The organism is Modestobacter italicus (genome assembly GCF_000306785.1).
In the GTDB taxonomy this organism is placed as follows: domain Bacteria; phylum Actinomycetota; class Actinomycetes; order Mycobacteriales; family Geodermatophilaceae; genus Modestobacter; species Modestobacter italicus.
Genome location: NC_017955.1, coordinates 4273214 through 4297280, shown reverse-complemented (window position 1 = coordinate 4297280; position 24067 = coordinate 4273214). Strand labels below are relative to the sequence as shown.

Sequence of the window (24067 nt, the reverse complement as noted above, 5' to 3'; positions counted from 1 at the left end):
AGGATGGACGGCGACCCGGGGGACACAGGGGTCCGACCCGGCGCACCGAGGGGATCTCCCCATGGCACCGCACCGCACCCGACGCCTGCGCGCCGGCCTCACCATCGCGGCCACGGTCGTGGTCGTCGCCGGCGGCGCCGCACCCGCCCTCGCCACGCCCGGCCGGGACGGCGGCGGACCCGCTCCCGGGCAGCCGCACGTGGACCGGCAGCGGATCGCCGCGCTGGTGGCGCAGATGACCGTCCCGGAGCAGTTCGGGATGCTCGGCGGCACCACCGGGGCCAACGGCGCCGCGGGGGCCATCGTCGGCGTCCCCCGGCTGGGCGTCCCCGGCCTGGACATGGCCGACGGGCCCTCCGGTGTCCGGGCCAGCGAGCCGGCCACCGCGTTGCCCGCGCCGATCGCGCTCGGCGCGACGTTCGACCGTGACGCCGCCACCGCCTACGGCGGCGTGCTCGGCCAGGAGGCGGACGCGCTGGGCATGGAGGTCCTCCTCGGCCCGATGATGAACCTGGTCCGCACCCCCTACGCGGGGCGGAACTTCGAGACCCTCAGCGAGGACCCGCTGCTGACCGCCCAGCTCGCCGCCCCCCAGGTCGCGGCCGTGCAGGACCACGGGGTCATCGCTACCGCCAAGCACTTCGCGGCCAACAACCAGGAACTCGGCCGGCAGGGCATCGACGTCCAGGTCGACGAGAAGACGTTGCACGAGACCGAGTTCGCCGGGTTCGAGGCGGTGGTGCGCGCCGGCATCGGCGCGGTCATGTGCTCGTACAACCAGGTGAACGGCGTCCAGGCGTGCGAGGACGCCGAGCTGCTGACGCACGTGCTGCGCGAGGAGTGGGGCTTCGACGGCTTCGTCATGACCGACTGGGGCGCGTTCCACGGTGCAGGCGCGTTGGAGGCGGGCCTCGACGTGGAGATGCCCCGCCCGACGGCCGCCTTCACCGACCTGAACCGGGACGCCAACGGCGACGGCGTCGTGGACGACCGCGACCTGACGCCCCCGGTGGCCGCGGCGCTGGACCGCGCGGTCACCGGCGTGCTCACCGCGATGGCCGAGGTCGGGTTGCTCGACGACGCCGGTGCCGAGCCGGAGCGGGCCGTCGCCCAGAACGCCGCGGTGGCCCGGCAGGTCGCCACCGAGGGCGCCGTCCTGCTGGCGAACGAGGGTGGCGCGCTCCCGCTGGGTGCGGACCAGCTCGCCGACGTGGCGCTGGTCGGGCCGACCGCGGCCACCCCGCTCATCGGCGGCGGCGGCAGCGCCCGGGTCACCCCCGACACCGGAGCCGTCGACAGCACGGTCGACGTGCTGCGGGAGCGGGGCGCCGGCGTCACCTGGGCCGTCGGGGAGGACCTGGAGGGCGTCGTCGTCCCCGGCTCGGCGCTGAGCACGGGTGCCCCGGTCGACACCACCTACACCGCACCGGTCACCCAGACCGTCACCGTCACCGCGCCGTCCGCCGGGGCCTACACCTTCCACGTGCAGACCACCGGCCCCGGTGTGCGGATGGACGTGGAGGGGGTGCCCGGCACCGACGCCGAGGCGTCCACCCAGCGCCGGTTCGGCGCCGCCGGCGGCAGCCTGATCCCGACCGCCGACGGCCGGACCAACGACAGCTACACGGTCGACCTGGCCGCCGGACAGCAGGTGACGCTCACGCTCAGCTGCGACAGCGCCCAGGCCGGGCCGGTGGCCGCCTGCGCGCCCACGGCCGAGGCGCCGCTCGCGTTGCGGCTGGCGTGGACGACGCCGGAGCTGCGGGCCGAGCGCGTCGCGGAGGCCGCCCGGACCGCCGCGGACGCCGACACCGCCGTCGTCTTCGCCTACAACGAGGGCACCGAGGGCGAGGACCGGCCCTCACTCGGCCTGCCCGGCTTCCAGGACGACGTCATCGCCGCGGTCGCCGCGGCCAACCCGGACACCGTGGTCGTGCTCAACACCGGCGACCCGGTGCTGATGCCGTGGCTGGACGACGTCCGCGCGGTGCTGCAGATGTGGTACCCCGGCCAGGAGGGCGCCGAGGCGACCGTCGACCTGCTCACCGGGGTGGCGAACCCGGGTGGCCGGCTGCCGGAGACCTACCCGGCCCGGGAGGACGCGACGCCGGTCAGCGACCCGGCCAACTACCCGGGGCTGGACACCGACGCCGACCCGGTGCCCGACGTGCAGACCTACACCGAGGGCACCGACGTCGGGTACCGCTGGTACGCGGCCACCGGCACCGAGCCGCTGTTCGCCTTCGGCCACGGGCTGTCGTACACGTCGTTCGACTACTCGGGGCTGGAGGTGCGCAACCGGCACCGCGGCCTGCAGGTCAGCTTCACCGTCCAGAACACCGGGGACGTCGCCGGCACCGAGGTGCCGCAGGTGTACCTCGGCGGTGGCTCGGCGGCCGGCACGCCCTCGCTGCAGCTGGCCGGCTTCGACCGGGTCGCGCTCGAGCCCGGCGAGCGGCAGCGGGTCACGGTGACCGTCGAGGAACGTCAGCTGTCGGTGTGGGACGCCGACGCCGACGAGTGGGTGCGCGCCACCGGCACGCGGCCGCTGACGGTCGGGGCCTCGTCGGGCGACGTCCGGCTGTCGTCCTCGGTGCGGGTCCGCTGAGCCGGCTGACGGGCTCCGGAGCGCGGAGCCCGTCAGCAGGTCAGCAGGCCGAACCGCTCCTTGAGCGCCAGCACCCGGCCGGCGGACTCGGTGACCCGGCCGGCGAACGCCTCGTCGTCCGCGGCCCGGTCGGCGAGGGCCTGCGCCATCGGGGTGGCATCGGCCGGGCTGACGGTCAGCACGACGTCGACCCCGGCGGCAACCGACTCCACCGCCCGCTCGGCGACCGGGGTCTGCGACACCGCCTCGGCGTCACCGACGTCGTCGCTCATCACCACGCCGGTGAAGCCCAGCTGCCCGCGGAGCAGGTCCAGGACGGCGGGGGAGAACAGTGCGGGGGAGTCCGGGTCCAGCTGCGGGTAGGTCGCCGAGCTGACCATCACCGCGCCGACCCCGGCGTCCACGGCGGCGGCGAACGGGCCCAGGAACGGGTCGTCGGGGCTGGTCTCGGGGTCGGTGGCACCCAGGTCGGTGTCGGTGTTCACCCGGACCCGGCCCAGCCCGGGGAAGTGCTTGGCGGTGGCCACGACGCCGGCGTCCTGCAACCCCTCGACCACCGCGGTCACCGACGCCGCGACCGCCTCCGGGTCGCTGCCGAACTGGCGGTCGAAGGCGCCGATCGGCGGGTTGTCCGCCTCCGTGCCGGCGGGCACGGTGTCCGCGACGGGCCCCAGGTCCATGGTGATCCCGGCGGCGTGCAGCTGACCGGCCCAGCCGGCGGTCGTCGAGCGCAGCGCGGCCGGGTCCTGGCGGCCCTGCTCCAGCGCGGTCGGCACCCGGTCGAAGCCGGGGCCCTTGAGCGTCTGGACCAGCCCGCCCTCCTGGTCGACGGCGATCTGCAGCGGGACGGCGGCCCCCTCCTGGAGTTCCGCGACGGACGCAGTCACCGACGAGGCGTCGGCCGAGCTGCGGCCCTGCAGGAACAACCCGCCGACGGGCACGCCGGACAGCGCGGCGGTGCCGGACGCCGGGTCGGCCGCGGGCACCCCCACCATCAGCAGCTGCCCCACCTGCTCGTCGAGGGAGAGGCCGGCCAGCGTCCGGTCGGCGCAGGAGGCGGCCGGTGCGGACGACGACGGCGCTGCCGACGACGCCGGCGCGGAGGAGGACTGCGCGGTCGCCCCGTCCGGAGCCGTGCCGCCGCACCCCGCCACGGCCAGCAGGACCCCGAGGAGCAGCCCGGTGCGGGTCGGTGCCGGTCGTCGCATCTCGTGCCTGCTCCTCGTCGCTCGTACCGCTCTGCCGGCGGGCGCTGTCCGGCACACTGCCCGGGTGACCGGAGCCCTGCCGACGACCACCGACCGGGCGGCCGTGCAGCGCCGCACCGTGGCGGTGCTGTCCGCCGGGGTGGCGCTCGGCGGTCTCGGCGTGACCGTCGGGATCACCGTAGGCGGGCTGCTCGCGCGCGATGTCGCCGGCAGTGACGCCGCCGCCGGCCTGGGGCAGACCGCCAGCGTGCTCGGTGCCGCGCTGCTCGCCGTCCCGCTGGCCCGGATCAGCGACCGGCGGGGGCGCCGGGTGGGCCTGGCCAGTGGGTACGGCATCGCCGTCCTCGGGGCGGTCGTCGTCGTCGGCGCCGCCGCGGTCTCCTCGCTGCCGCTGCTGCTGGCCGGGCTGTTCCTGTTCGGCGCCTCCACCAGCAGCGGCCTGCAGGCCCGCTACGCCGCGGCCGACCTCGCCGAGCCCGAGCACCGCGGCCGCGCCCTGTCGCTGGTGGTCTGGGCGACCACGATCGGCTCGGTGCTCGGCCCCAACCTCGCCGAGCCGGGCAACGCCCTCGGCGCGGCCCTGGGCCTGCCGGACCTCGGCGGGGCGTTCGTGCTGTCGATCGCGGCGTTCGCCCTCGTCGTCCTGGGCGCGCTGCTGCTCCTCCGGCCGGACCCGCTGCTGCTGGCCCGCAGGCTGGCCGTCGGCGCCGACCCGGCCGGCCCACCTCCGCGCACCGGGGCCGCGGCGGCGCTGCGCGCCGTCTGGGCCTCACCCGGCGGGCGGCTCGGGCTCACCGCCGTCGTCGTCTCGCACGCGGTGATGGTCGGGCTGATGGTCATGACGCCGGTGCACATGGGCGCCGGGCACGAGGGGGCCGAGGGGACGACGCTGCGGGTCATCGGCCTGGTGATCAGCGTCCACGTGGCCGGGATGTACCTGTTCTCCCCGGTGGTCGGCTGGCTCGCCGACCGGGCCGGTCGCGCCACGACGGTGGCGCTGGGCGGTGTGCTGCTGCTGCTCGCCGCCGTGGTCGCCGGCACCGCCCCACCGGGCGCGGCGGTCCAGCTGGGCGTCGGGCTGTTCCTGCTCGGGCTGGGCTGGTCGTGCGGGCTGGTCGCCGGCTCGACCATGGTGACCGAGTCGGTGGGCGCGGACCTGCGGCCGACCGCGCAGGGCGCCACCGACCTGCTCATGGGGCTGGGCGCGGCGGTGGCCGGCGCGCTCGGCGGACCGTTGCTGGCCGTGGGCGGCTTCGACCTGGTCGCGCTGGTCTCCGCGGTGCTCGTCCTCCCGCTGGCGGTGGTGTGGACCGCGGCGCGGCTCACCCCCGCCGGTCAGCGCCGGTTGCGGTAGTCGCGCACGAGCAGCACCAGGGTCACCAGCAGGACCCCGGCTATGCCGATCTGCAGGACCGCGTCCCAGGTCGGCGATCCGGTGCTCAGGCCCACGGGACGAGCGTAGGACCGGCCGGGCTGCGGCGGGTGCGCACTGGGTACGGTCGTCGCCGTGCGGCTGCAGGAGTTCTGGTCCCGGATGGAGCAGCACTTCGGCTCGATGAGGGCGCGGACCGTGGCCGGTGACCACGTGTTCAGCACCCTCGGCGGGCGGACGGCGGTGGAGGCGATCGACGCCGGCGTGCCGATCCGCACCGTGTGGCTGGAGATCTGCAAGGAGTACGACGTCCCGCCGAAGGACCGCTGAGGCCCTCCGGCGGGACGACGCGTCAGCGGCCGAGGACGGCGCGGACGTGCTCGGCGAGCGTCGTGGTCGGCCGGCCGGTCAGCTCCGACAGCGCCCGGCTGCCGGTGTCCAGCGCGCCCTGGGCGATCGCCTGGTCCAGCCCGACGACGAACTCCGCCGTCCCCTGGGGGAGCCCGGCGTCGAGCAGGGTCTGCAGGTGCTCGGCGGCGCTCAGGTCGCGGTAGGTCACCTCGCGGCCGGACTCGGCGGCGACCGCCTCGGCCAGCTCGGCGATCGTGAACGCCTCGTCGCCACCCAGCTCGAGCACGCCCGGGGTGGGCTGCTCCGCGGTGAGGACGGCGACGGTGGCCGCGGCGAAGTCGGCCCGGGTGGCCGCGGCGATCCGGCCCCCGCCGGAGCTGGCGGCGAGCTCGCCGGTCTCCGCGGCCTGGCGGATCTGCTGGTCGTAGTTCTCCAGGTACCAGTTGTTGCGCAGCACCACGGCCGGGATGCCGAAGTCGGCGATCAGCCGCTCGGTGGCGATGTGCTCGGGGGCGAGGGGGAGGGGGGTGTCGTCGGCCTTGGACGCGCTGGTGTAGACGACCAGCGCGACGCCCGCGGCCTTCGCCGCCTGCAGCACGTTGCTGTGCTGGGGCACGCGCTGGCCGACCTCGCTGCCGGAGACGAGCAGCAGCCGGTCCACCCCCTGCAGCGCGGTGCCGAGGGCCGCCGCGTCGGCGTAGTCGGCCGCGCGCACCTGCACACCCCGCTCGGCGAGGTCCGCGGCCCGCTCGGGGGTGCGGACGACGGCGACCACCTCGGCGGCGGGGACGCCGGCGTCGAGCAGGCCGGTGACGACGAGGCGGCCGAGGTGGCCGGTGGCTCCGGTGACGGCGATCATGGGGATTCCTCCGAGTGCTCTCTGTCCGTAGGGCACTAACGATTGGTTAGTACGGCTGTCCTGGACGGTACACTCGGCCGGGACGACGGGAGGAGGCGGTGGTGGGAGCCGAGCAGACGGTCGAGGAGCTGGTGGCCGACGTGTTCAGCCGCGCCTGCACCTCCCGCGAGGCGTTGGAGCACGTGACCGGCAAGTGGTCGCTGCTCGCCCTGTCCGCACTGGCCGACAGCCCGCACCGGTTCGGTGAACTGCGCCGGCGGATCGAGGGCGTCAGCGAGAAGATGCTGGCGCAGGGCCTGCAGACCCTCGAGCGCGACGGCTGGGTGCACCGCGAGGTCCGCTCGACCATCCCGCCGCACGTGGAGTACCGGCTGACCGAGGCCGGCGCCGAGCTCGTGCCGCACCTGCTCGGGCTCATCGGCTTCGTCGAGGGGCGGATGCCCGACGTGCGCGCGGCGCAGGCAGCGGCGGACGAGGCCCGCCCACCCCGCTGAACCGCCCCGGCGTGTCGCTGGAATCGAACAGGTGTTCGGCCTACGGTGTCCACAGGCCCGGTCCGCGTCCACAGATGTGGCCGGTCCACCGGAACTGTCAGACCCCCGTCCTAGCGTCGTCGACGACCCGACACAGCGACATCCGAAGGTGGCCACCATGGCAACGCTCGACCGCGACAAGGCCCTCGACATGGCCCTCGCCCAGATCGACAAGCAGTTCGGCAAGGGTTCCGTCATGCGCCTGGGCGACTCGCCCGAGGTCGCCATGAAGGTGATCCCGACCGGCTCGATCGCCCTCGACATCGCCCTCGGCGTCGGCGGCCTGCCGCGTGGCCGGGTGGTCGAGGTCTACGGCCCGGAGGCCTCGGGCAAGACGACGGTCGCCCTGCACGCGGTGGCCAACGCCCAGGCCGCCGGCGGCATCGTGGCCTTCGTCGACGCCGAGCACGCGCTCGACCCCGACTACGCCCGGGCCATCGGCGTCGACACCGACGCCCTGCTGATCAGCCAGCCCGACACCGGTGAGCAGGCGCTGGAGATCGCGGACATGCTGATCCGCTCCGGCGCGCTCGACCTGATCGTCATCGACTCGGTGGCCGCCCTGGTGCCCCGCGCCGAGATCGAGGGCGAGATGGGCGACAGCCACGTCGGCCTGCAGGCGCGGCTGATGAGCCAGGCGCTGCGCAAGATCACCGGTGCGCTGAGCAACTCCGGGACGACCTGCATCTTCATCAACCAGCTGCGCGAGAAGGTCGGCGTCGTCTACGGCTCCCCGGAGGTCACCACCGGTGGCCGCGCGCTGAAGTTCTACTCCTCGGTCCGGCTCGACGTGCGGCGCATCGAGACCCTCAAGCAGGGCACCGACGCGGTCGGCAGCCGGGTGCGGATCAAGGTCGTCAAGAACAAGGTGGCCGCGCCGTTCAAGCAGGCCGAGCTCGACCTCATCTGGGGCACCGGCTTCAGCCGTGAGGGCGGCCTCATCGACATCGGAGTGGAGCAGGGCTTCGTCCGCAAGTCCGGTGCCTGGTACACCTACGACGGCGACCAGCTCGGCCAGGGCAAGGAGAACGCCCGCAACTTCCTGCGGGACAACCCCGACCTCGCCGACGAGATCGAGAAGAAGATCAAGGAGAAGCTGGGCATCGGCGTGGCCAAGGTCGACCCGGCCGACGTCGCCGCCGAGCCGGCCGACTTCTGATCCCGCCGGTGGCCGACACGCTGTTCGGCGGCGGCTCGGGCGGCAGCTCCGATGACGACGCGGCGCCGGCCGACGACCACGGTCGTCGGTCCGGCGGCCGCGGTCGCCGGGGTGGTGCGCGTGGCGGTCCGCGGAGCGGTGAGGGCGACGGCGACGGTCGCCGGCGTGGCGGCCGGTCCAGCGGTCCCCAGTGGACGAGGTCGGCCGACCCCGACGCCACGCCCGCGGAGATGGAGGACCCGGAGGCCGTCGCCAAGGGCATCTGCCTGCGCGCGCTGACCGGAGCGGCCAAGACCCGCAAGCAGCTGGCCGAGCTGCTGGCCAAGAAGGAGGTGCCGGAGGAGGCGGCCAACGCCGTCCTCGACCGGTTCACCGACGTCGGCCTCATCGACGACGCGGCGTTCGCGGCCGCCTGGGTCACCTCCCGGCAGTCCGGGCGCGGCCTGGCCCGCCGGGCGCTGGCTGCCGAGCTGCGCGCCAAGGGCGTCGACGGCGAGGTGGCCGCGGCCGCCGTGGCCGAGGTCGACCCGCAGAGCGAGTGGGACTCCGCCCGCCGGCTGGTGGAGCGGAAGGTCCCGTCCATGCGCCGGCTGGACCGCGTCACCGCGGAGCGCCGGCTGATGGGCATGCTCGCCCGCAAGGGCTACGGCGGCGGCCTGGCCGGCTACGTCGTCCGCGAGGCGCTCGACGCCGACGGCGCCGCCGAGGACGCCGCCGCCGAGGACGCCGCAGCCGAGGCCGAGCCGTTCGAGGCCGAGCCGTCCCGGACCACGCCGACCCAGCCCGCGCAGTCCCGGACCCCGTCCGAGCCCACGCCGTCCCGGACCACGCCGTCCAGGAGCACGTCGTTCGGGCGCCGGTCCGCCCGGGCCGGCTCGGCAGCTGCGGCTGAGCCGGACGACGAGCCCACCTGGTCCGGTGCCGAGCCGCCGGTCTGGACCGCCGCCCGCTCGGCAGCGCGCAAGGCCCGGGCGGCGGCCGCCGAGCTGCCCGACGACGCCGTGGCGAGCCCGGAGGTGGGTGAGGGCTGGGCGCGGCCGATCAGCCGCGGCCGGCAGCTCCCCGAGCACCTGCTCCGCGGGGAGGAGCTGCCCTGACCCCGGGCCGGGCGCCGTCCCGGCCCTGAACGCCGATCAGCCGGTGCGACCGAGGTCGCACCGGCTGATCTCGTCTGTCCGCGTGCTCCGTCGCCACCCGAGCGGAGCGCCGGCACGGGCGCCGCTCACCGGTCCGCGGGGGATGCCGGTGAGCGGCGGGTGGTCCGCGTCAGGCGGCGGTCAGGCGCTCCGCTGGTCCAGCCAGGCGGGCACGTCGATGGCCACGCCACCGGCGGCCTCCTCGTCCGGCACCAGCCACCGGCGGCTGCGCTCCTGGCCGGCGCTCAGCCACTGCTCGATCGCGGTGTCGAACTGGGACATGGTGATCTCCTTGCCGGCGATCGTGCTGGCCGGGCCGAGGAACGTCACGTCGGCCTCCTGGCCGGCCGGGTACAGCAGCACCACCCGGCAGCGGGCCCGGCGGTGCCGGGCCGGCGGGACGGCCTCACGCACGATCGCCGACTCGGCACCGGCGGCGGAGGCGAAGCGGCGGGCGCTGGCGCGCAGCTTGCCCACGAAGATCTGGGTGGTGGTCTCCAGGTCGTCGTCGTCGAGGTCCCGGTGCGTGTGGCGCGGTGCGGTGGCGGTGGAGGTCACGTCCTCTCTCTCGGCAGGCAGCCCTGCCGAGGTCACCGGCGACATCTGCCAAGCCGTGCGCCGGACTCCGGCACATCCCTCGCCGGGCGGTCCGGCACCGGACGCGCGCAGGCCCCCGACGTCCGGGTGTGGACGCCGAGGGCCTGGGGAGTGCGGTCAGATCGAGGTCTGACCGGTCGCCGAGGGGAGGTCGGTCAGATCGACGGCGTGCGTCGCCGCCGTCTTCGGGCTGCGGCGGGACCGGCGCTCGATGTACTTCGCCAGCTGGGACAGCAGCACGTTGACGATGATGTAGATCAGCCCGGCGGCGACGTACAGCTGGAAGGTGTACTCGTTGCCGAAGCGCGGGGTGAAGAACTCCACCAGGCTGCGCGCCTGCCGGAGCAGCTCGAAGTACCCGATGATGAAGCCCAGCGAGCTGTCCTTGAGCAGCACCACGAGCTGGGCCACCAGCACGGGCAGCATCCGGCGGACCGCCTGCGGCAGCAGCACCAGCCGCATGACCTGCGCCTTGCGCAGCCCGATGCCGTACGCCGCCTCCGACTGGCCCCGGTCGACCGACAGGATGCCGGCCCGGAAGATCTCCGCCAGCACGGCCATGTTGTAGAGGACCAGGCCGATCGTCAGCGCGGCGTACGTGCTCAGCCGGATGCCGAAGCTCGGCAGCACGAAGTACAGCGCGAAGATCACCACCAGCAGCGGGATCGCCCGGAAGAACTCGATGACCGTGGTGACCGCGACCCGCACGACCCGGTGGTCGGAGAGCCGGCCCACGGCCAGCAGCAGCCCGAAGATCGTCGCGAACACCATGCCGACGGCGGCGACCCGCAGCGTGCGCAGCAGCGCCTGCCACAACGCCTGCGGCACACCGCTGTTGGGGTCGAACAGCACCGACCAGCGCTGCGGGTCCAGCTGGCCGTTACGGCCCAGCCGGACCAGCACGAACGCGACGATGGCGACCACCAGCAGCGCGCCGATCACCGTGGCGACCCGGATCCTGGCCCGCGCCCGGGGCCCGGGGAGGTCGAAGAGGACCGGTGCGCTCATCGCAGGATCGCCACCCGTCGCTCGACGCGGCCGACGACGTAGGCCGCGGGCAGCGTGATCAGCATGTAGCCGGCGACGACGGCCGCCAGGACCAGCAGGATGTCGCCTCCGTTGGCGTTGGACAGCCGCTGCAGCGAGGCGGTGAGCTCGGTGACCGCGAAACCGGCGGCGATCGACGTGTTCTTCACCATGGCGATCAGCACGTTGCCCAGCGGCGGGACGACGGTGCGGAACGCCTGCGGGAGCACGACCTCACGCAGCGACTGACCGAAGGTCAGGCCGATCGCCCGGGCGGCCTCGGCCTGCCCGGGGGAGACGGCGTTGATGCCCGACCGCACCGCCTCGCAGACGAACGCCGCCGTGTACAGGCCGACCGCCAGCACCGAGCCGGTGAAGAAGCCGACGGCGAAGTCGATCTGCGGCAGGCCGAAGATGATGAAGAAGAAGACCACCGTCAGCGGGGTGTTCCGGAACGTCTCCACGTAGAAGGTCGCCAGGCCCCGCAGCGGCGTGATCGGGCTGACCCGGAACGCCGCCAGCACCGTCCCGAGGACCAGGGCGAGCAGGCCCGCCAGCACCGACAGGCTCAGCGTCTTGAGGAAGGCCTCCCGCAGCAGCGGGAAGTTGTCGACGAAGAACTGCACCACGCCTCCCTTCGAGGCTCAGCAGCACGCTGCCGGGCGGGGAGCCCCCGCCCGGCAGCACGCACGGGTCGGTCAGTAGCGGTCGACGGCCGGCGGCTCAGGGGCCTCGGTGCCGCTGATCGCGCCGGCGGTGGCGTCCCACGCGTCGGCCCACGAGCCGTCCTCGAAGGACTCCTCGAGGGTGTCGTTGATGAAGTCGCGGAACTCCTGGTCGCCCTTGGCGAGGCCGATGCCGTAGGGCTCCTCGGTGAACGGGTTGCCCACCAGCTCGAAGCCCTCGGGGTTGCCGGCCACCAGGCCGGTCAGGATGACGTTGTCGGTCGTGACCGCGTCGACCTGGCCGTTGGTGAGCGCGTCGGCGCACTTGGAGTAGACGTCGAACAGCGTCAGCGTCGCCTCGGGGTAGTTGGTGCGGATGTTCTCCGCCGGGGTCGAGCCCTCGACCGAGCAGACGTTCTTGCCGGCCAGGTCCTCCGGGCCCGCGATGCCCAGCGGGTTGCCCGCGGCCACCATGATGTCCTGGCCCGCCTCGTAGTACGGCCCGGCGAAGTCCACGACCTCCTTGCGCTTGTCGTTGATCGTGTACGTGGCGACCACGATGTCCGCCTGGCCGTTCTGGATGAACGGCTCGCGGTTGGCCGAGACGGTCTCGACGAAGGTGATGCCGTCCTCGGGGATGCCGAGCTTGGCGGCGATGATCTTGCCGATCTCGACGTCGAAGCCCTCGGGGGTGCCGGAGGGGTCCAGCAGGCCGAAGCCCGGCTGGTCGTACTTGGTGCCGATCGTGATCGCGCCGGCCTCGTTGAGCTCGGCCATCGTCGTCCCGGCCTCGAACTCGGCGTCGGTCTCGACAGCGGCGCTGTTGTCGGCGGCGTCCTCGGCCTGGTTGCCGGCATCGCTGGAGCAGCCGGCCAGCACGACGCCGGCCGTGGCCATCGCGGCGAGGGCCGCGAAGGGGCGGGTGATGCGCATGAGGGGTCCTCTCGTGGGTGTGCGGTCGGTCAGTGGTTCAAGATCTTGGAGAGGAAGTCCTTCGCCCGGTCCGAGGTCGGGTGGGTGAAGAAGGTCTCCGGCGTCGCGGACTCGACGATGCGGCCGGCGTCCATGAAGACGACCCGGTTGGCCGCGCGGCGGGCGAAGCCCATCTCGTGGGTCACCACGACCATCGTCATGCCGTCGTGCGCCAGCGCGGTCATCACCTCGAGGACCTCGTTGATCATCTCCGGGTCCAGCGCGGAGGTGGGCTCGTCGAAGAGCATCACCTTGGGGTCCATCGCCAGCGCCCGGGCGATGGCCACCCGCTGCTGCTGGCCGCCGGACAGCTGGGCGGGCACCTTGTCGGCCTGGGCGCCCACCCCGACCCGGTCCAGCAGCTCGCGGGCGCGCCGCTCCGCCTCGGCCTTGGGCTGCTTGCGCACCGTGGTCGGGCCGAGCGTCACGTTCTGCAGCACGGTCTTGTGCGCGAAGAGGTTGAAGCTCTGGAACACCATGCCGACGTCGCTGCGCAGCCGGGCGAGCTCCTTGCCCTCGTCGGGCAGCCGCGTGCCGTCGATGGTGATCTCGCCGTCCTGGATGGCCTCCAGGCGGTTGATCGCGCGGCACAGCGTCGACTTGCCCGAGCCCGACGGCCCGATGACGACGACGACCTCGCCGCGGTCGATCGTCAGGTCGATGTCCTGCAGCACGTGCAGGTCACCGAACCACTTGTTGACGCCGGACAGGCGGACGAGAGGTTCTCCGGTCGGACGATCAGTCACAGCGGGTGACCCTAGGGCGGTCCGGGCACTGCGACGTCGCTGCGCGATCACGAAGCTGTAACGACGCTGTGAGTTCCCCGTGCGGGTGTCGGCTCGGTCACGAAGCGCTGCGACCGGCCGCCAGGACGGGGGAGCGCCGCGGGGTCTCTACGATGCGGTGGTGAACGGCAAGACCTACCTCGTGCGCACCTACGGCTGCCAGATGAACGTCCACGACTCCGAGCGGCTGTCCGGGCTGCTCGAGCAGGCCGGCTACACCGCCGCCGCCGAGGGCGCCGACGCCGACGTCGTGGTGCTGAACACCTGCGCGGTCCGCGAGAACGCCGACAACCGGCTCTACGGCAACCTCGGCCACCTGCGCCCGGTCAAGGACGCCCACCCCGGCATGCAGATCGCCGTGGGCGGCTGCCTGGCGCAGAAGGACCGCGGCGAGATCGTCCGGCGGGCGCCGTGGGTCGACGTCGTCTTCGGCACCCACAACGTCGGCTCGCTGCCGGTGCTGCTCGAGCGCGCCCGGCACAACGCCGAGGCCCAGGTCGAGATCGTCGAGTCGCTGGAGGTCTTCCCCTCCACGCTGCCGGCCAAGCGGGACTCCGCCCACTCCGGCTGGGTGTCGATCAGCGTCGGCTGCAACAACACCTGCACGTTCTGCATCGTCCCGGCGCTGCGCGGCAAGGAGAAGGACCGCCGTCCCGGCGAGGTCCTGGCCGAGGTGCAGGCGCTGGTCGACCAGGGCGTGCTCGAGGTGACCCTGCTCGGGCAGAACGTGAACGCCTACGGCGTCGAGTTCCGCGAGCGGGGCGCCTTCGCCGACCTCCTCCGGGCAGCGGGCGCCATCGAAGGGCTGGAGCGGATCCGGTTCACCAGCCCGCACCCGCGCGAGTTCACCGACGACGTCATCGAGGCGATGGCCGCGACCCCGGCGGTCTGCCACCAGCTGCACATGCCGCTGCAGTCCGGCTCGGACGACGTGCTGCGCCGGATGCGCCGCGGCTACCGGCGGGACCGCTACCTGGGGATCATCGACCGGGTGCGGGCGGCGATGCCCGACGCGGCGATCACCACCGACATCATCGTGGGCTTCCCCGGCGAGACCGAGCAGGACTTCGCCGACACCCTCGACGTCGTCCGGCAGGCCCGCTTCGCCAGCGCCTTCACCTTCCAGTACTCCAAGCGCCCGGGCACGCCGGCGGCCGAGCTGCCCGACCAGCTGCCCAAGGACGTCGTCCAGGAGCGCTACCTCCGGCTCACCGCGCTGCAGGACGAGATCAGCTGGGCGGAGAACACCGCGCAGATCGGCCGCCGGGTCGAGCTGCTGGTCGCGGCGGGGGAGGGCAGCAAGGACGCCGCCCGCGGCCGGCTCTCCGGCCGGGCCCGCGACGGCCGGCTGGTGCACTTCACCGCGGCCGACGGCGTCCGCCCCGGCGACGTGGTGGCGGCGGTCGTGACCGCCGCCAAGCCGCACTTCCTGGTCGCCGACGGGCCCCTGGTCTCGCACCGCCGCACCCGGGCCGGCGACGCGAGCGAGGCCGGCACCCGCCCGACCACCCCCGGCGTCTCCCTGGGCATGCCCCAGATCGGCGTCCCCGCGCCCCTCCCCGCCGCGGTGTCCGCCTGCAGCTGACGCCTCACCAGGCATAGGTACCTATGCGTGCGTTTCAGACCCCGATACGCACGTGTAGGTACCTATGCCTGAGCAAGCGGGTCCGCGGACGTGCGAGGGCCCCGTCCGGATCGGTCCGGACGGGGCCCTCGGCGTTCGTGCTAGGTCAGCGGCGGGAGGAGGACTTCTCCGCCTCGGCCAGCCACTCGCGGCGGGTCGCCAGGTTGGCCTCGGCCTCGCTGATCCGCTTCGCGTTGCCGGCCGCCTGCGCCTTGGCCAGCTGGTCCTCGGCCTTGGTGACGGCTGCCCGCATCGAGGTGAGCAGCGGGTTCTCCGGCTGCACCCGCGGGCGGGTGGACTCGGCGACGCCGCGGAACTTCTCCTCGACGGCGCGCATCCGGTCCTCCAGCGGGCGCATGGCGTTGCGCGGCACGTGCCCGATGGCGTCGTAGCGCTCCTGGATCTTGCGGAGCGCGTTCTGCGCCGCCCGGTTGCCCGGGTCCAGCGCCTCGGCCTCGGCCAGCAGCTCCTCCTTCTGCTTCTGGTTGGCCAGCTCGTCGGAGCTGCGGGCCTGGTCGGAGGCCGTCCGGGCGGCGAAGAAGACGTCCTGCGCGGCGCGGAACTTCTTCCACAGGTCGTCGTCGGTGTCCCGGCCGACCCGCGGCACGGCCTTCCAGCGGTCCATCAGCGAGCGCATCGCGGCGCTGGTCGGACCCCACTCGGTGGAGCTGGACAGCCGCTCGGCCTCGGCGATGAGCTCGCTCTTGGCCGCGCGGGCCTCCGCGCGCTGGGTGTCCAGCTGGGCGAAGTGCGCGCCGCGGCGGCGACCGAAGGCGTCCCGGGCTGCGGCGAAGCGGTGCCACAGCGCCTCGTCGGTCTTCCGGTCGATGCCCTTGATCGTCTTCCACTCCTCGACGATCGCCTTGAGCCGGTCGCCGGCCGCCTTCCACTGCGTGGAGTCGGCGGCGATCTGCTCGGCCTCGGCCGCGAGGGCCTCCTTGCGGGCGATCTGCCCGGCCCGCGCCTTGGCCTTCTCCGCCCGGTTCGCCGCGACGGCCGTCTCGGCCATGCTCGAGATGGCCCGGGCCCGCAGCGCGAGGTGGTCGAGGTCGCCCACGGCCGCGGAGGTCAGGATCTGGTCCGCCAGCTCCTCGGCCTTGGCCTTGATCTCGCCGGGGTTGCCGGTGTGCGCGGCCAGCCGCGCCTCCAGCAGCGAGACCTCGGTGGCGAGGTCGTCGTACCGGCGGCCGTAGTGCGCCAGCCCGGCGGCCGGGTCGCCGGCCTGCCAGGACCCGACGGCGCGCTCCCCGGCAGCGGTGGTCACGAAGACGGTGCCCTCGTCGTCGACCCGGCCCCACGCGGTGGGGTCCGACGCCGGGACGGCGGGGACGATCGTCGGGGTCTCCGCCGAGGAGGAGGACCCGGCTGCGTGCCGGCCACCGGGGGAGGGCACCGGCGCGGCGGCAGGGGCCTCGGCGGCAGGGGCCTCGGCGGCCGGGGCCTCGGCGGCGGGGGGCGTGTCCGTGCTGGGCGTGTCCGTGGCGGGGGTGTCCGTGGCGGGGGTGTCCGTGATCAGGACGTCCGGGGTCGCGGGAGCGGCCGTCGGGTCGGCGAGCGCGGCGTCGGTCGGCGAGCCGGTGGCGGGGGTGCCCGCCTCGGGGGTGACCGCCTGCGACGCGGGGACCTCGGTGCCGGCCTCCGCCGGCTCGGGGACGGCGGCGTCCGGCGTCGCCGCCAGCGGGCCCTCGTCGACCGGCGCGGTCGCGGTCACCGACGGGGCGTCGGCAGCGACCTCCGAGACCGCCGCCTCGGGCGCGCCGCCGGCGGGTTCGTCGACGCCTGGTTCCACCACCTCCGGGACGACCGCATCGGGGGTCGCCGCCAGGGGCGTGGGATCGACCGGGGCGACCTCGGCGAGCCCCGTCTCGGGGCGCTCGTCGGGGGCGGGGGCGGCCTGCTGCGTCCGGTCTCCGGTGTTCTCCGTGCTCGACACGCCAGCAGTCTCCCACGCCCCATCGGCAAGACTGCCCCGCGTGAGACCCCTCCGTCCGGTCACGGTCGCCTTCTGCCCGCAGCCGCCGCTGCTGCTGCCCGCGGTGGCCGGGGCGCACAGCGCCGAGCTGGGCGTGCTGCGGGCGGCCGTGCGCGCCGCCGTGCAGGTGGTCCTGCACGATGGACCCGAGGTCGTCGTCGTGCTCGGTACCGGCGCCGACGGGGTGCGGTTCGGCCCCGGGGACGCCGGTGACCTGCGCGGCTTCGGCGTCGACCTCGAGCTGCCGTTCTCCGGCTGGGCCCGGCCGGGCGGCCGGCGGCTGCCGCTGCCGCACCTGCTCGGCGCCTGGCTGCTGGACCAGGCCGGTCACGTCGGCCCGCGGCTGGGGGTCGGCCCGGACGACTTCGGGACGGCGCTGTCGGACCTGCCGGGGTCGGTCGGCGTCCTCGCGATGGGCGACGGCTCGGCCCGGCGCAGCGAGCGGGCCCCCGGCCACCTGGACCCCGCCGCAGCCCCGTTCGACGCCGCCGTCGCCCGGTCCCTGGCCACCGGGGACGCCGGCGCGCTGGCCGCCCTCGACCCGGTCGAGGGGAGCCGGCTGCTGGCGGCGGGGGTGCCGGTGTGGCGGGCCGTCGGTGCCGCCCTCGACGGGCTGGACATCGACGCGGAGCTGCTCACCGACGAGGCGCCGTTCGGGGTCGGCTACCCGGTCGCGACCTGGCGGACCCGGTGACCGCAGGGCCGCCGGTGGTCGCCGTCGTCGGGCCCACCGCCACCGGGAAGACCGCGCTCGCCGTCGCGCTGGCCACCCGGCTCGGCGGAGAGGTGGTGAACGCGGACTCGATGCAGCTCTACCGCGGCATGGACATCGGCACGGCCAAGCCCACCCCGGCCGAGCGGGCCGGCGTGCCGCACCACCTGATGGACCTGTGGCACGTCCGGGAGCCGGCCTCGGTCGCCGAGTACCGGCAGCGCGCCCGGGCCGAGGTGGACCGGCTGCGCGCCGCGGGCGTCGTCCCCCTGCTGGTCGGCGGCTCCGGGCTCTACGTCAGGGCCGTCCTCGACGAGCTGGACTTCCCCGGCACCGACCCGGAGGTGCGCGCCCGGCTGACCGAGGAGCTGGCCGCCGTCGGGCCGGCGGCCCTGCACGACCGGCTGACCGCCCTCGACCCCGCGGCCGCCGCGGCGATCCTGCCCAGCAACGGCCGGCGGGTGGTCCGCGCGCTGGAGGTCATCGAGCTGACCGGGCAGCCCTTCACCGCCCGGCTGCCCGAGCCGGCGGCGCACTACCCGGCGGTGACCGTCGGGCTGGACCGGGCGCCCGACGAGCTCGACGAGCGGGTCGCCCGGCGGGTGGACGCCATGTGGGCCGCGGGCTTCGTCGACGAGGTGGCCGCGCTGGCCGCCGACGGCCTGCGCGAGGGGCCGACCGCCTCCCGCGCGCTGGGCTACGCCCAGGTCCTCCAGCAGTTCGACGGCCTGCTCACCGCCGAGGAGGCCCGGGCGCGCACGGTGAGCACCACCCGCCGGTTCGTCCGACGGCAGCGCTCCTGGTTCCGCCGGGACGCCGCCACCACCTGGTTCGACGCGGGCCGGGCCGACCTGGCCGACGCCGTCGTGCAGCTGATCGCCGACCGTACGATCGGGCGGTGATCGACAGCGCGAGCCCGCGGGTGCTCCTGGGCCACGGCACGGAGAACGACTTCGTCGTCCTGCCCGACCCCGACGGCGGCGTCTGGCCGGAGTCCCGGCTCGACGCCGACCTGGTCCGCCGGCTGTGCGACCGCCGGGCCGGCCTGGGCGGCGACGGGGTGCTGCGCGTCGTCCGCAGCCGGCACGTGCCCGACGCCCCCGCCGTCCTCGGCGACGCCCTCGCCGACTGCGAGTGGTTCATGGACCACCGCAACGCCGACGGCTCGCACGCGGAGATGTGCGGCAACGGCATCCGGCTGTACCTGCACGTGCTGCTCGCCGAGGGCCTGCTGGACCGCGCGGCCGCCGAGGCAGGCGTGCTGGTCGGCACCCGCGGCGGGCCGCGGCGGGTCGGTGCCCGCGCGGACGGCGGCTACTGGGTGGACATGGGCCCGGCCGTGCCGCTGGGCCGCGGCGAGGCCCGGATCGCCGGGGTCCCCTTCCCGGGGCTCGGGGTGTCGATGGGCAACCCGCACCTGGTCGCGCTCACCGACGTCGAGGTCGACTCGCTGGACCTGTCGGCGCTGCCCGGAGTGGACCCGGCGATGTTCCCCGAGGGGGTCAACGTCGAGGTCGTCAACGTGCTGGCCGCCGAGGACGCCCCCGCCGGCGCCTGCGCGCACGTCCGGCTGCGGGTGTACGAGCGCGGCGTGGGCGAGACGCGGTCCTGCGGCACCGGCGCCTGCGCCGCGGCCTACGCCGCGCTGGAGGCCGGCGGCCGGACCGCCGGGACGGTCGCGGTGGACGTCCCGGGCGGCCGGCTGTCGGTGGAGTTCGACGGGACGACGACGGTGCTGTCGGGCCCGGCGGTCGTCGTCGCCTCCGGCATGCTCACCGCGGAGTGGCTCGGCGGCTGACCGACCTCAGGGGCGGTCGGGGGTGTCGGCGCGGGTCTCCGGCTCGTCGGTCGGCGCCTCGGGCTTGTCACCGGGACCGACGTTGCCGGTGCCGTCCGGGGTGCCCTGCCCGCTGTCCTGGTCGGCGCCGCCGCCGAACAGGTTCCGCGGCGGGTTGAGCCCCTTCGGGTCGCGGCCCGGGTCGTCGAGCTCGCCGTCGGAGTTGGTGGTGGGGCTGGTCATCGTCGTCCTCCCTCGCAGGGCATCCGGTCGTCCCCGCCCTACCCGCTGGCCCCCGGCACAACCGGCTCCGCTTCCGGCACCCGGCCCCCGTCCCACTCGTCGGTGAGGTCGCCCATCGTCAGCAGCGGGCTGAGGACGACGGGCAGGCAGGCCAGCGCCGTACCGGCCACGCCGACCCACAGCGCCGGGACGACGCCGAGCCAGGTGCCCAGCACGCCGCCGAGGAGCCCACCCAGCGGCATGGTGCCGAAGACGATGAACCGGACCGAGGCGTTCATCCGGCCGAGCAGGCCGGGCGGGCACAGCCGCTGACGGAAGCTGACCTGGGTGACGTTGTAGACCACGACCGACCAGCTGAACCCGAACATGCTCACCACCAGCAGCACCACCGGGGCGCCGAGGTCGGCCAACGGCGTGAGCGCGGCGAACGGCACCAGGACCGCCGCGGACAGCGGGATGGCCCGCCCCTCGCCCACGCGCCGGGCGAACCGTGCGGCGGTGGCCGCGCCCAGCAGCCCGCCGACGGCCCCGGCCGACAGCGCCAGTCCCAGGGTGCTCTCGGACAGGCCGAGCTCCCGGATCGCGAACAGCACCAGCAGCGTGCTGGTGATGCTGCCGAAGAGGTTCCCGGTGCCGGTGCACGCCACGATCCGGCGCAGCAGCGGGTGCCGCACGACGAAGGCCAGCCCCTCACCGATCTCGGTGCGCAGCGGCCGCCGGGACGCCCGGTCCGGGACGACGTCCGGCGCGCCGATCTGGCCGATGAACAGCGCGGACACCAGGTAGGACACCGCGTCGACGGCGATGAGCAGCGGGGCGCCGAGCACCCGCAGCAGCACACCGGTGGCGCCCGGGCCGGCGACCTGCGCGACCGCGCGGCTCGCCTCGAGCTTGCCGTTGCCGTCGACCAGCTGGTCGCGGTCGACCAGGGCGGGCAGGTAGCTCTGGTAGGCGACGTCGAAGAACACCGTGGCCGCGCCGGTGACCGCCGCGACGGCGAAGAGCTGGCCCAGGGTGAGCACGTCGAGCAGGTACGCGACCGGCAGCGTGGCCAGCACGGCGGCGCGGACCAGGTCGGCGGTCACCAGCACCCGCTTGCGGCGCCAGCGGTCCACCCACGCCCCGGCCGGCAGGCCGATGAGCAGGAAGGCGGCGGTCTCCAACGCGGTGAGGACGCCCATCTGCAGCGGCGTCGCGTCCAGCACGGTCACCGCGACGACCGGCAGCGCCAGCAGGGTCACCTGGGTGCCGACCTGGCTGACCGTCTCGGCGGCCCACAGCTGCCGGAAGTCGTGGTGGCGCAGCAGGCTGCGGTCGGTGCTCACCGCGGCAGGGTGGAGTGAGTGATCGGGAAGTGTCAATCACTTTGCGTCGTGTCTGCCTAGGCTGCTCCCGTGCCCGAGCCGGAGCGTCGTCCCCGCGTCGCCGGCGAGCGCCGTCCGGCGACCGACGCCGAGGCCCGGGCCCTCGCCTCCGCCGTCCGGCTGCGCATCCTGCGGCTGTGCCTGGACGCCCCGCTCACCAACAAGGAGCTGGCGGCCCGGCTGGACCGCAACCCGGCCACCGTCCTGCACCACGTGCGCACCCTCGTCGACACCGGCTTCCTGGCCGCGGAGCCGGCGCGGCGGGGCACCCGCGGTGCGCGGGAGGTGCCGTACCGGGCGACCGGGAAGAGCTGGCTGATGGACGACGCAGGAGGGCCGGCCGCCGGGCGCGACCCGTCGCTGGCGGCCTTCCTCGAGGAGGTCGCGGAGGCGGGGGAGGACCGGCTGCACAGCAACCGGCTCGGGTTGCGCCTGACGGCTGCCGAGCGGGAGGAGCTCGCCGGCCGGCTGCACGCGGTGCTCGACGAGTTCGCCCGCCGGCCGGCGGATCCGCAGGGGGAGAAGTGGTCGGTGTACCTCGGGATGCACCCGGAGCCCTGAGGTGTTGTACCGGGCGATGACAACAGCTCGCACCACAAGTCAGTCGCCCTCCGTGCGAGGGCATGCCACGCTGGACACGATGACGACAGCCCAGAACCGCGCGATCCTCGACGAGGCCGAGGCCCGGGTCGACAAGGCCGCGCGCGCCCGCGCCCAGGACCCGACCCCTGCGCCCACCACCCCGTGGGACGCCCCGGACGACTCGACCGGCTCCTACGTCAAGGAGGAGCGCGGTGCGCTGCGCCGCGTCGCCGGTCTGTCGACCGAGCTCACCGACGTCACCGAGGTCGAGTACCGGCAGCTCCGCCTGGAGCGGGTCGTCCTGGTCGGCGTCTGGACCGAGGGGACGGCGGTCGACGCGCACCGCTCGCTGGCCGAGCTCGCCGCGCTCGCCGAGACCGCCGGATCGCAGGTGCTCGACGCGCTCGTGCAGCGCCGCGACAAGCCCGACCCGGCCACCTACGTGGGCTCGGGCAAGGCCGCCGAGCTGCGCGACGTCGTCGCCGCCACCGGCGCCGACACCGTGATCTGCGACGGCGAGCTGGCCCCGGGCCAGCTCAACCAGCTGGAGAAGATCCTCAAGGTCAAGGTGGTCGACCGGACCGCGCTGATCCTGGACATCTTCGCCCAGCACGCCACCAGCCGGGAGGGCAAGGCGCAGGTCGAGCTCGCCCAGATGCAGTACATGCTGCCGCGGCTGCGCGGTTGGGGTGAGTCGCTGAGCCGGCAGGCCGGTGGCCGCGTCGCCGGTGGTGGCGGCATCGGTACCCGTGGTCCCGGTGAGACCAAGATCGAGACCGACCGTCGCCGGATCCGCGCCCGGGTGAGCAAGCTGCGCAAGGAGATCGCCGGCATGGCGACCGCCCGCACCACCCAGCGCAACTCCCGCGACCGCAACGCCACCCCGAGCGTGGCCATCGCCGGGTACACCAACGCCGGCAAGTCCAGCCTGCTCAACCAGCTCACCGACGCCGGCGTGCTGGTGCAGGACGCGCTGTTCGCCACCCTGGACCCGACGGTCCGGCGCGCGCAGACCCCGGACGGCCGGGAGTTCACGGTGACCGACACCGTCGGCTTCGTGCGCCACCTGCCGCACCAGCTGGTCGACGCCTTCCGGTCCACGCTGGAGGAGGTCGCGGCCGCCGACCTGCTCGTGCACGTGGTCGACGGGTCCGACCCCGACCCGCTGGGCCAGATCGACGCGGTGCGGGTCGTGCTCAACGAGATCGACGCCGCCGCCGTCCCCGAGCTCATCGTGGTCAACAAGGTCGACGCGATGACCGAGGACGACGTGCTCGCCCTGCGGCAGGCGCTCCCCGGCGCCGCCTGGGTCTCCGCCCGGACCGGCGAGGGCATCGAGGCGCTGCGGGACGTCATCGCCGCGCGGCTGCCGCACCCGGACGTCGACGTCGAGGTGCTGGTGCCCTACGACCGGGGTGACCTGGTCGCCCGGGTCCACCGGGACGGCGAGGTCATCGAGGAGCGGCACGGGGCCACCGGCACCCTCCTCACCGCCCGGGTCGCCCCGGCGCTCGCGGCGGTGCTCGAGGACTACGCCGCGCCGGTCGCCGGGATCTGACGAAGGTCGAAGGACCTCGTCCTCCTCACCCCTCGCAAGCTCGGGGCGAGCCTCGGGACGAGGCCTGACCCACCCCGCGCAGGCTCGGGGCGGGGCCCTGCAGGCGGGCCGTTCCAGCGCGTCACCTGCTCGGGGCGGGGCCCTGAGAGGGGGCCGGGGTCGGTCTTGGTCACGACCAGGTCACGGTCCCGGTACCGTGACCCGGTGGCCAGGAGCGCGGTGCAGTCGATGGCGGACGCCGCCGGCGGCCTGCCGTCCTCCCGGTCTGCGCCGGTCATCGGGGTCGGCCGGCCGCCGTGGTGGGTGCTGCTGCTCTCCGCGCTGGTGACCCTCGGGGTCACCGTCGACCTGCTCAACCGGGGCTGGCTGGAGCGGATGGACCTCCGGGTCTCCGAGGTGGTCAGCGTCTGGGACCTGCGGCACTCCGACGCCTACTGGTTCGTCTGGGCCTTCACCCAGGCCGGCGGCCGCGGCTTCATCCTCATCGTGCTGGCGGCCCTGGTCGGCTGGTTGGCCGTCCGCCGCCGGACCCTCGTCCCCCTGGTCCGCGTGCTGATGGCCCTGGCCCTGCTCACCGCGGTCGTCTACGCCTTCAAGTACGGCACCGGCCGGACGGCGCCGGCCTACCCCGGGTCGTTCTTCCACCGGGACGGCGCCAGCTACCCCTCCGGGCACGTGGCCAACGCCGTCCTGATGTGGGGGGTCGCCCGGTGGACGGCCGTGGAGTACGGGTTGCCCGCCTGGACGCAGCGCACCACCTGGGCGCTGAGCATCCTGGGGCCGCTGTGCACCGGCGTGGCCATGGTGGCGCTGGACTTCCACTGGGTCACCGACGCGGTCGTGGGGCTGGCCGTCGGGCTGCTGCTGTTGGGCGTGGTTCATGCACTCGACGCTGTCGTGGTGTCACGCTGGGTCCGTGCCAGAGCGGGCCGTTCGCAGCCCTGACCGCGCGGGACGCCGGAGA

Annotated in this window: 23 protein-coding genes; 13 read left to right on the top strand and 10 right to left on the bottom strand. The window is 74.7% G+C overall.

Annotated features, from left to right (window positions below):
- The first annotated feature begins 61 nt into the window (after positions 1-61).
- Positions 62-2608 (top strand): glycoside hydrolase family 3 C-terminal domain-containing protein, encoded by a 2547-nt coding sequence (locus MODMU_RS20375; protein ID WP_014742272.1) that lies wholly within the window; start codon positions 62-64, stop codon positions 2606-2608.
- 32 nt (positions 2609-2640) lie between these two features.
- Here MODMU_RS20375 and MODMU_RS20370 read toward each other — a convergent pair whose 3' ends face one another.
- Positions 2641-3816 carry a glycoside hydrolase family 3 N-terminal domain-containing protein gene (locus tag MODMU_RS20370; protein WP_014742271.1) on the bottom strand — a complete coding sequence of 392 codons (1176 nt, stop codon included), beginning with the start codon at positions 3814-3816 and terminating at the stop codon, positions 2641-2643.
- A gap of 64 nt (positions 3817-3880) precedes the next feature.
- On the opposite strand from MODMU_RS20370, the gene MODMU_RS20365 reads away from it, so the two are divergent.
- Together MODMU_RS20365 and MODMU_RS20360 are read left to right on the top strand one after the other, a co-directional pair.
- The gene (locus MODMU_RS20365; protein WP_014742270.1) at positions 3881-5170 is read left to right on the top strand and encodes an MFS transporter; all 1290 of its coding nucleotides are present in this window, start codon (positions 3881-3883) and stop codon (positions 5168-5170) included.
- 153 nt (positions 5171-5323) lie between these two features.
- Positions 5324-5518 (top strand): DUF3046 domain-containing protein, encoded by a 195-nt coding sequence (locus MODMU_RS20360; protein WP_014742269.1) that lies wholly within the window; start codon positions 5324-5326, stop codon positions 5516-5518.
- Positions 5519-5540: 22 nt separating this feature from the next.
- Here the strand turns inward: MODMU_RS20360 and MODMU_RS20355 are convergent, their stop codons facing one another.
- Positions 5541-6398 carry an NmrA family NAD(P)-binding protein gene (locus tag MODMU_RS20355; RefSeq protein ID WP_014742268.1) on the bottom strand — a complete coding sequence of 286 codons (858 nt, stop codon included), beginning with the start codon at positions 6396-6398 and terminating at the stop codon, positions 5541-5543.
- 101 nt (positions 6399-6499) lie between these two features.
- On the opposite strand from MODMU_RS20355, the gene MODMU_RS20350 reads away from it, so the two are divergent.
- From MODMU_RS20350 to MODMU_RS29180, 3 genes are all read left to right on the top strand, one after another.
- Positions 6500-6892, top strand: coding sequence for a winged helix-turn-helix transcriptional regulator (locus MODMU_RS20350; protein WP_014742267.1), 393 nt, complete (start codon positions 6500-6502; stop codon positions 6890-6892).
- A gap of 157 nt (positions 6893-7049) precedes the next feature.
- The gene (gene recA, locus MODMU_RS20345; protein WP_014742266.1) at positions 7050-8090 is read left to right on the top strand and encodes a recombinase RecA; all 1041 of its coding nucleotides are present in this window, start codon (positions 7050-7052) and stop codon (positions 8088-8090) included.
- Between the two features lie 8 nt (positions 8091-8098).
- Complete coding sequence (locus MODMU_RS29180) at positions 8099-9187, top strand: regulatory protein RecX (protein ID WP_231851690.1); 1089 nt, start codon at positions 8099-8101, stop codon at positions 9185-9187.
- Between the two features lie 180 nt (positions 9188-9367).
- On the opposite strand, the gene MODMU_RS20335 is transcribed toward MODMU_RS29180, so the two are convergent.
- From MODMU_RS20335 to MODMU_RS20315, 5 genes are all read right to left on the bottom strand, one after another.
- Positions 9368-9784 carry a hypothetical protein gene (locus tag MODMU_RS20335; protein ID WP_014742264.1) on the bottom strand — a complete coding sequence of 139 codons (417 nt, stop codon included), beginning with the start codon at positions 9782-9784 and terminating at the stop codon, positions 9368-9370.
- 156 nt (positions 9785-9940) lie between these two features.
- Entirely contained in the window at positions 9941-10831 is an 891-nt protein-coding gene (locus MODMU_RS20330; protein WP_014742263.1) for an amino acid ABC transporter permease, read from the bottom strand.
- Positions 10828-11475: an amino acid ABC transporter permease gene (locus MODMU_RS20325; RefSeq protein ID WP_014742262.1), complete on the bottom strand. Its 648-nt coding sequence runs from the start codon at positions 11473-11475 to the stop codon at positions 10828-10830. Before MODMU_RS20325 ends, MODMU_RS20330 begins: the two co-directional genes overlap by 4 nt.
- Before the next feature lie 72 nt (positions 11476-11547).
- Entirely contained in the window at positions 11548-12447 is a 900-nt protein-coding gene (locus tag MODMU_RS20320) for a glutamate ABC transporter substrate-binding protein (protein WP_014742261.1), read from the bottom strand.
- A 29-nt stretch (positions 12448-12476) separates the two neighbouring features.
- Entirely contained in the window at positions 12477-13232 is a 756-nt protein-coding gene (locus tag MODMU_RS20315) for an amino acid ABC transporter ATP-binding protein (RefSeq protein WP_014742260.1), read from the bottom strand.
- Between the two features lie 160 nt (positions 13233-13392).
- Here MODMU_RS20315 and miaB point away from each other — a divergent pair, with 160 nt between their 5' ends.
- Positions 13393-14856: a tRNA (N6-isopentenyl adenosine(37)-C2)-methylthiotransferase MiaB gene (miaB, locus tag MODMU_RS20310; protein ID WP_014742259.1), complete on the top strand. Its 1464-nt coding sequence runs from the start codon at positions 13393-13395 to the stop codon at positions 14854-14856.
- A 145-nt stretch (positions 14857-15001) separates the two neighbouring features.
- On the opposite strand, the gene MODMU_RS20305 is transcribed toward miaB, so the two are convergent.
- Entirely contained in the window at positions 15002-16828 is a 1827-nt protein-coding gene (locus MODMU_RS20305) for a DUF349 domain-containing protein (protein ID WP_014742258.1), read from the bottom strand.
- 40 nt (positions 16829-16868) lie between these two features.
- Between MODMU_RS20305 and MODMU_RS20300 the strand changes: the two genes are divergently transcribed.
- The 3 genes from MODMU_RS20300 to dapF are packed head-to-tail and all read left to right on the top strand — an operon-like array spanning position 16869 to position 19377.
- Positions 16869-17561, top strand: coding sequence for a class III extradiol ring-cleavage dioxygenase family protein (locus MODMU_RS20300; RefSeq protein ID WP_014742257.1), 693 nt, complete (start codon positions 16869-16871; stop codon positions 17559-17561).
- Positions 17558-18481: a tRNA (adenosine(37)-N6)-dimethylallyltransferase MiaA gene (miaA, locus tag MODMU_RS20295; protein WP_014742256.1), complete on the top strand. Its 924-nt coding sequence runs from the start codon at positions 17558-17560 to the stop codon at positions 18479-18481. The genes MODMU_RS20300 and miaA overlap by 4 nt, the downstream gene beginning before the upstream one ends.
- A complete protein-coding gene (dapF, locus tag MODMU_RS20290; protein ID WP_014742255.1) occupies positions 18478-19377 on the top strand; it encodes a diaminopimelate epimerase in 900 nt (299 codons plus the stop codon). Before miaA ends, dapF begins: the two co-directional genes overlap by 4 nt.
- Before the next feature lie 6 nt (positions 19378-19383).
- Here dapF and MODMU_RS20285 read toward each other — a convergent pair whose 3' ends face one another.
- Together MODMU_RS20285 and MODMU_RS20280 are read right to left on the bottom strand one after the other, a co-directional pair.
- Complete coding sequence (locus MODMU_RS20285) at positions 19384-19599, bottom strand: hypothetical protein (protein WP_014742254.1); 216 nt, start codon at positions 19597-19599, stop codon at positions 19384-19386.
- 38 nt (positions 19600-19637) lie between these two features.
- Positions 19638-20924, bottom strand: coding sequence for an MFS transporter (locus MODMU_RS20280; protein WP_014742253.1), 1287 nt, complete (start codon positions 20922-20924; stop codon positions 19638-19640).
- A 69-nt stretch (positions 20925-20993) separates the two neighbouring features.
- Here MODMU_RS20280 and MODMU_RS20275 point away from each other — a divergent pair, with 69 nt between their 5' ends.
- The 3 genes from MODMU_RS20275 to MODMU_RS20265 all read left to right on the top strand — a co-directional run bounded on the left by MODMU_RS20275 (position 20994) and on the right by MODMU_RS20265 (position 24048).
- Positions 20994-21524, top strand: a complete 531-nt coding sequence (locus tag MODMU_RS20275; protein WP_014742252.1) for an ArsR/SmtB family transcription factor — start codon at positions 20994-20996, stop codon at positions 21522-21524.
- A gap of 79 nt (positions 21525-21603) precedes the next feature.
- Entirely contained in the window at positions 21604-23103 is a 1500-nt protein-coding gene (gene hflX / locus MODMU_RS20270; protein ID WP_014742251.1) for a GTPase HflX, read from the top strand.
- 204 nt (positions 23104-23307) lie between these two features.
- The gene (locus MODMU_RS20265; protein WP_231851689.1) at positions 23308-24048 is read left to right on the top strand and encodes a phosphatase PAP2 family protein; all 741 of its coding nucleotides are present in this window, start codon (positions 23308-23310) and stop codon (positions 24046-24048) included.
- Positions 24049-24067 lie beyond the last annotated feature (19 nt).

What these genes read in the sequence shown, in the direction of transcription:
- MODMU_RS20375 (WP_014742272.1), top strand. Translation starts at nt 62, where the DNA reads ATGGCACCGCACCGCACCCGACGCCTGCGCGCCGGCCTCACCATCGCG.
- MODMU_RS20370 (WP_014742271.1), bottom strand. Translation starts at nt 3,816, where the DNA reads ATGCGACGACCGGCACCGACCCGCACCGGGCTGCTCCTCGGGGTCCTG.
- MODMU_RS20355 (WP_014742268.1), bottom strand. Translation starts at nt 6,398, where the DNA reads ATGATCGCCGTCACCGGAGCCACCGGCCACCTCGGCCGCCTCGTCGTC.
- recA (WP_014742266.1), top strand. Translation starts at nt 7,050, where the DNA reads ATGGCAACGCTCGACCGCGACAAGGCCCTCGACATGGCCCTCGCCCAG.
- MODMU_RS20330 (WP_014742263.1), bottom strand. Translation starts at nt 10,831, where the DNA reads ATGAGCGCACCGGTCCTCTTCGACCTCCCCGGGCCCCGGGCGCGGGCC.
- MODMU_RS20320 (WP_014742261.1), bottom strand. Translation starts at nt 12,447, where the DNA reads ATGCGCATCACCCGCCCCTTCGCGGCCCTCGCCGCGATGGCCACGGCC.
- MODMU_RS20285 (WP_014742254.1), bottom strand. Translation starts at nt 19,599, where the DNA reads ATGACCAGCCCCACCACCAACTCCGACGGCGAGCTCGACGACCCGGGC.
- hflX (WP_014742251.1), top strand. Translation starts at nt 21,604, where the DNA reads ATGACGACAGCCCAGAACCGCGCGATCCTCGACGAGGCCGAGGCCCGG.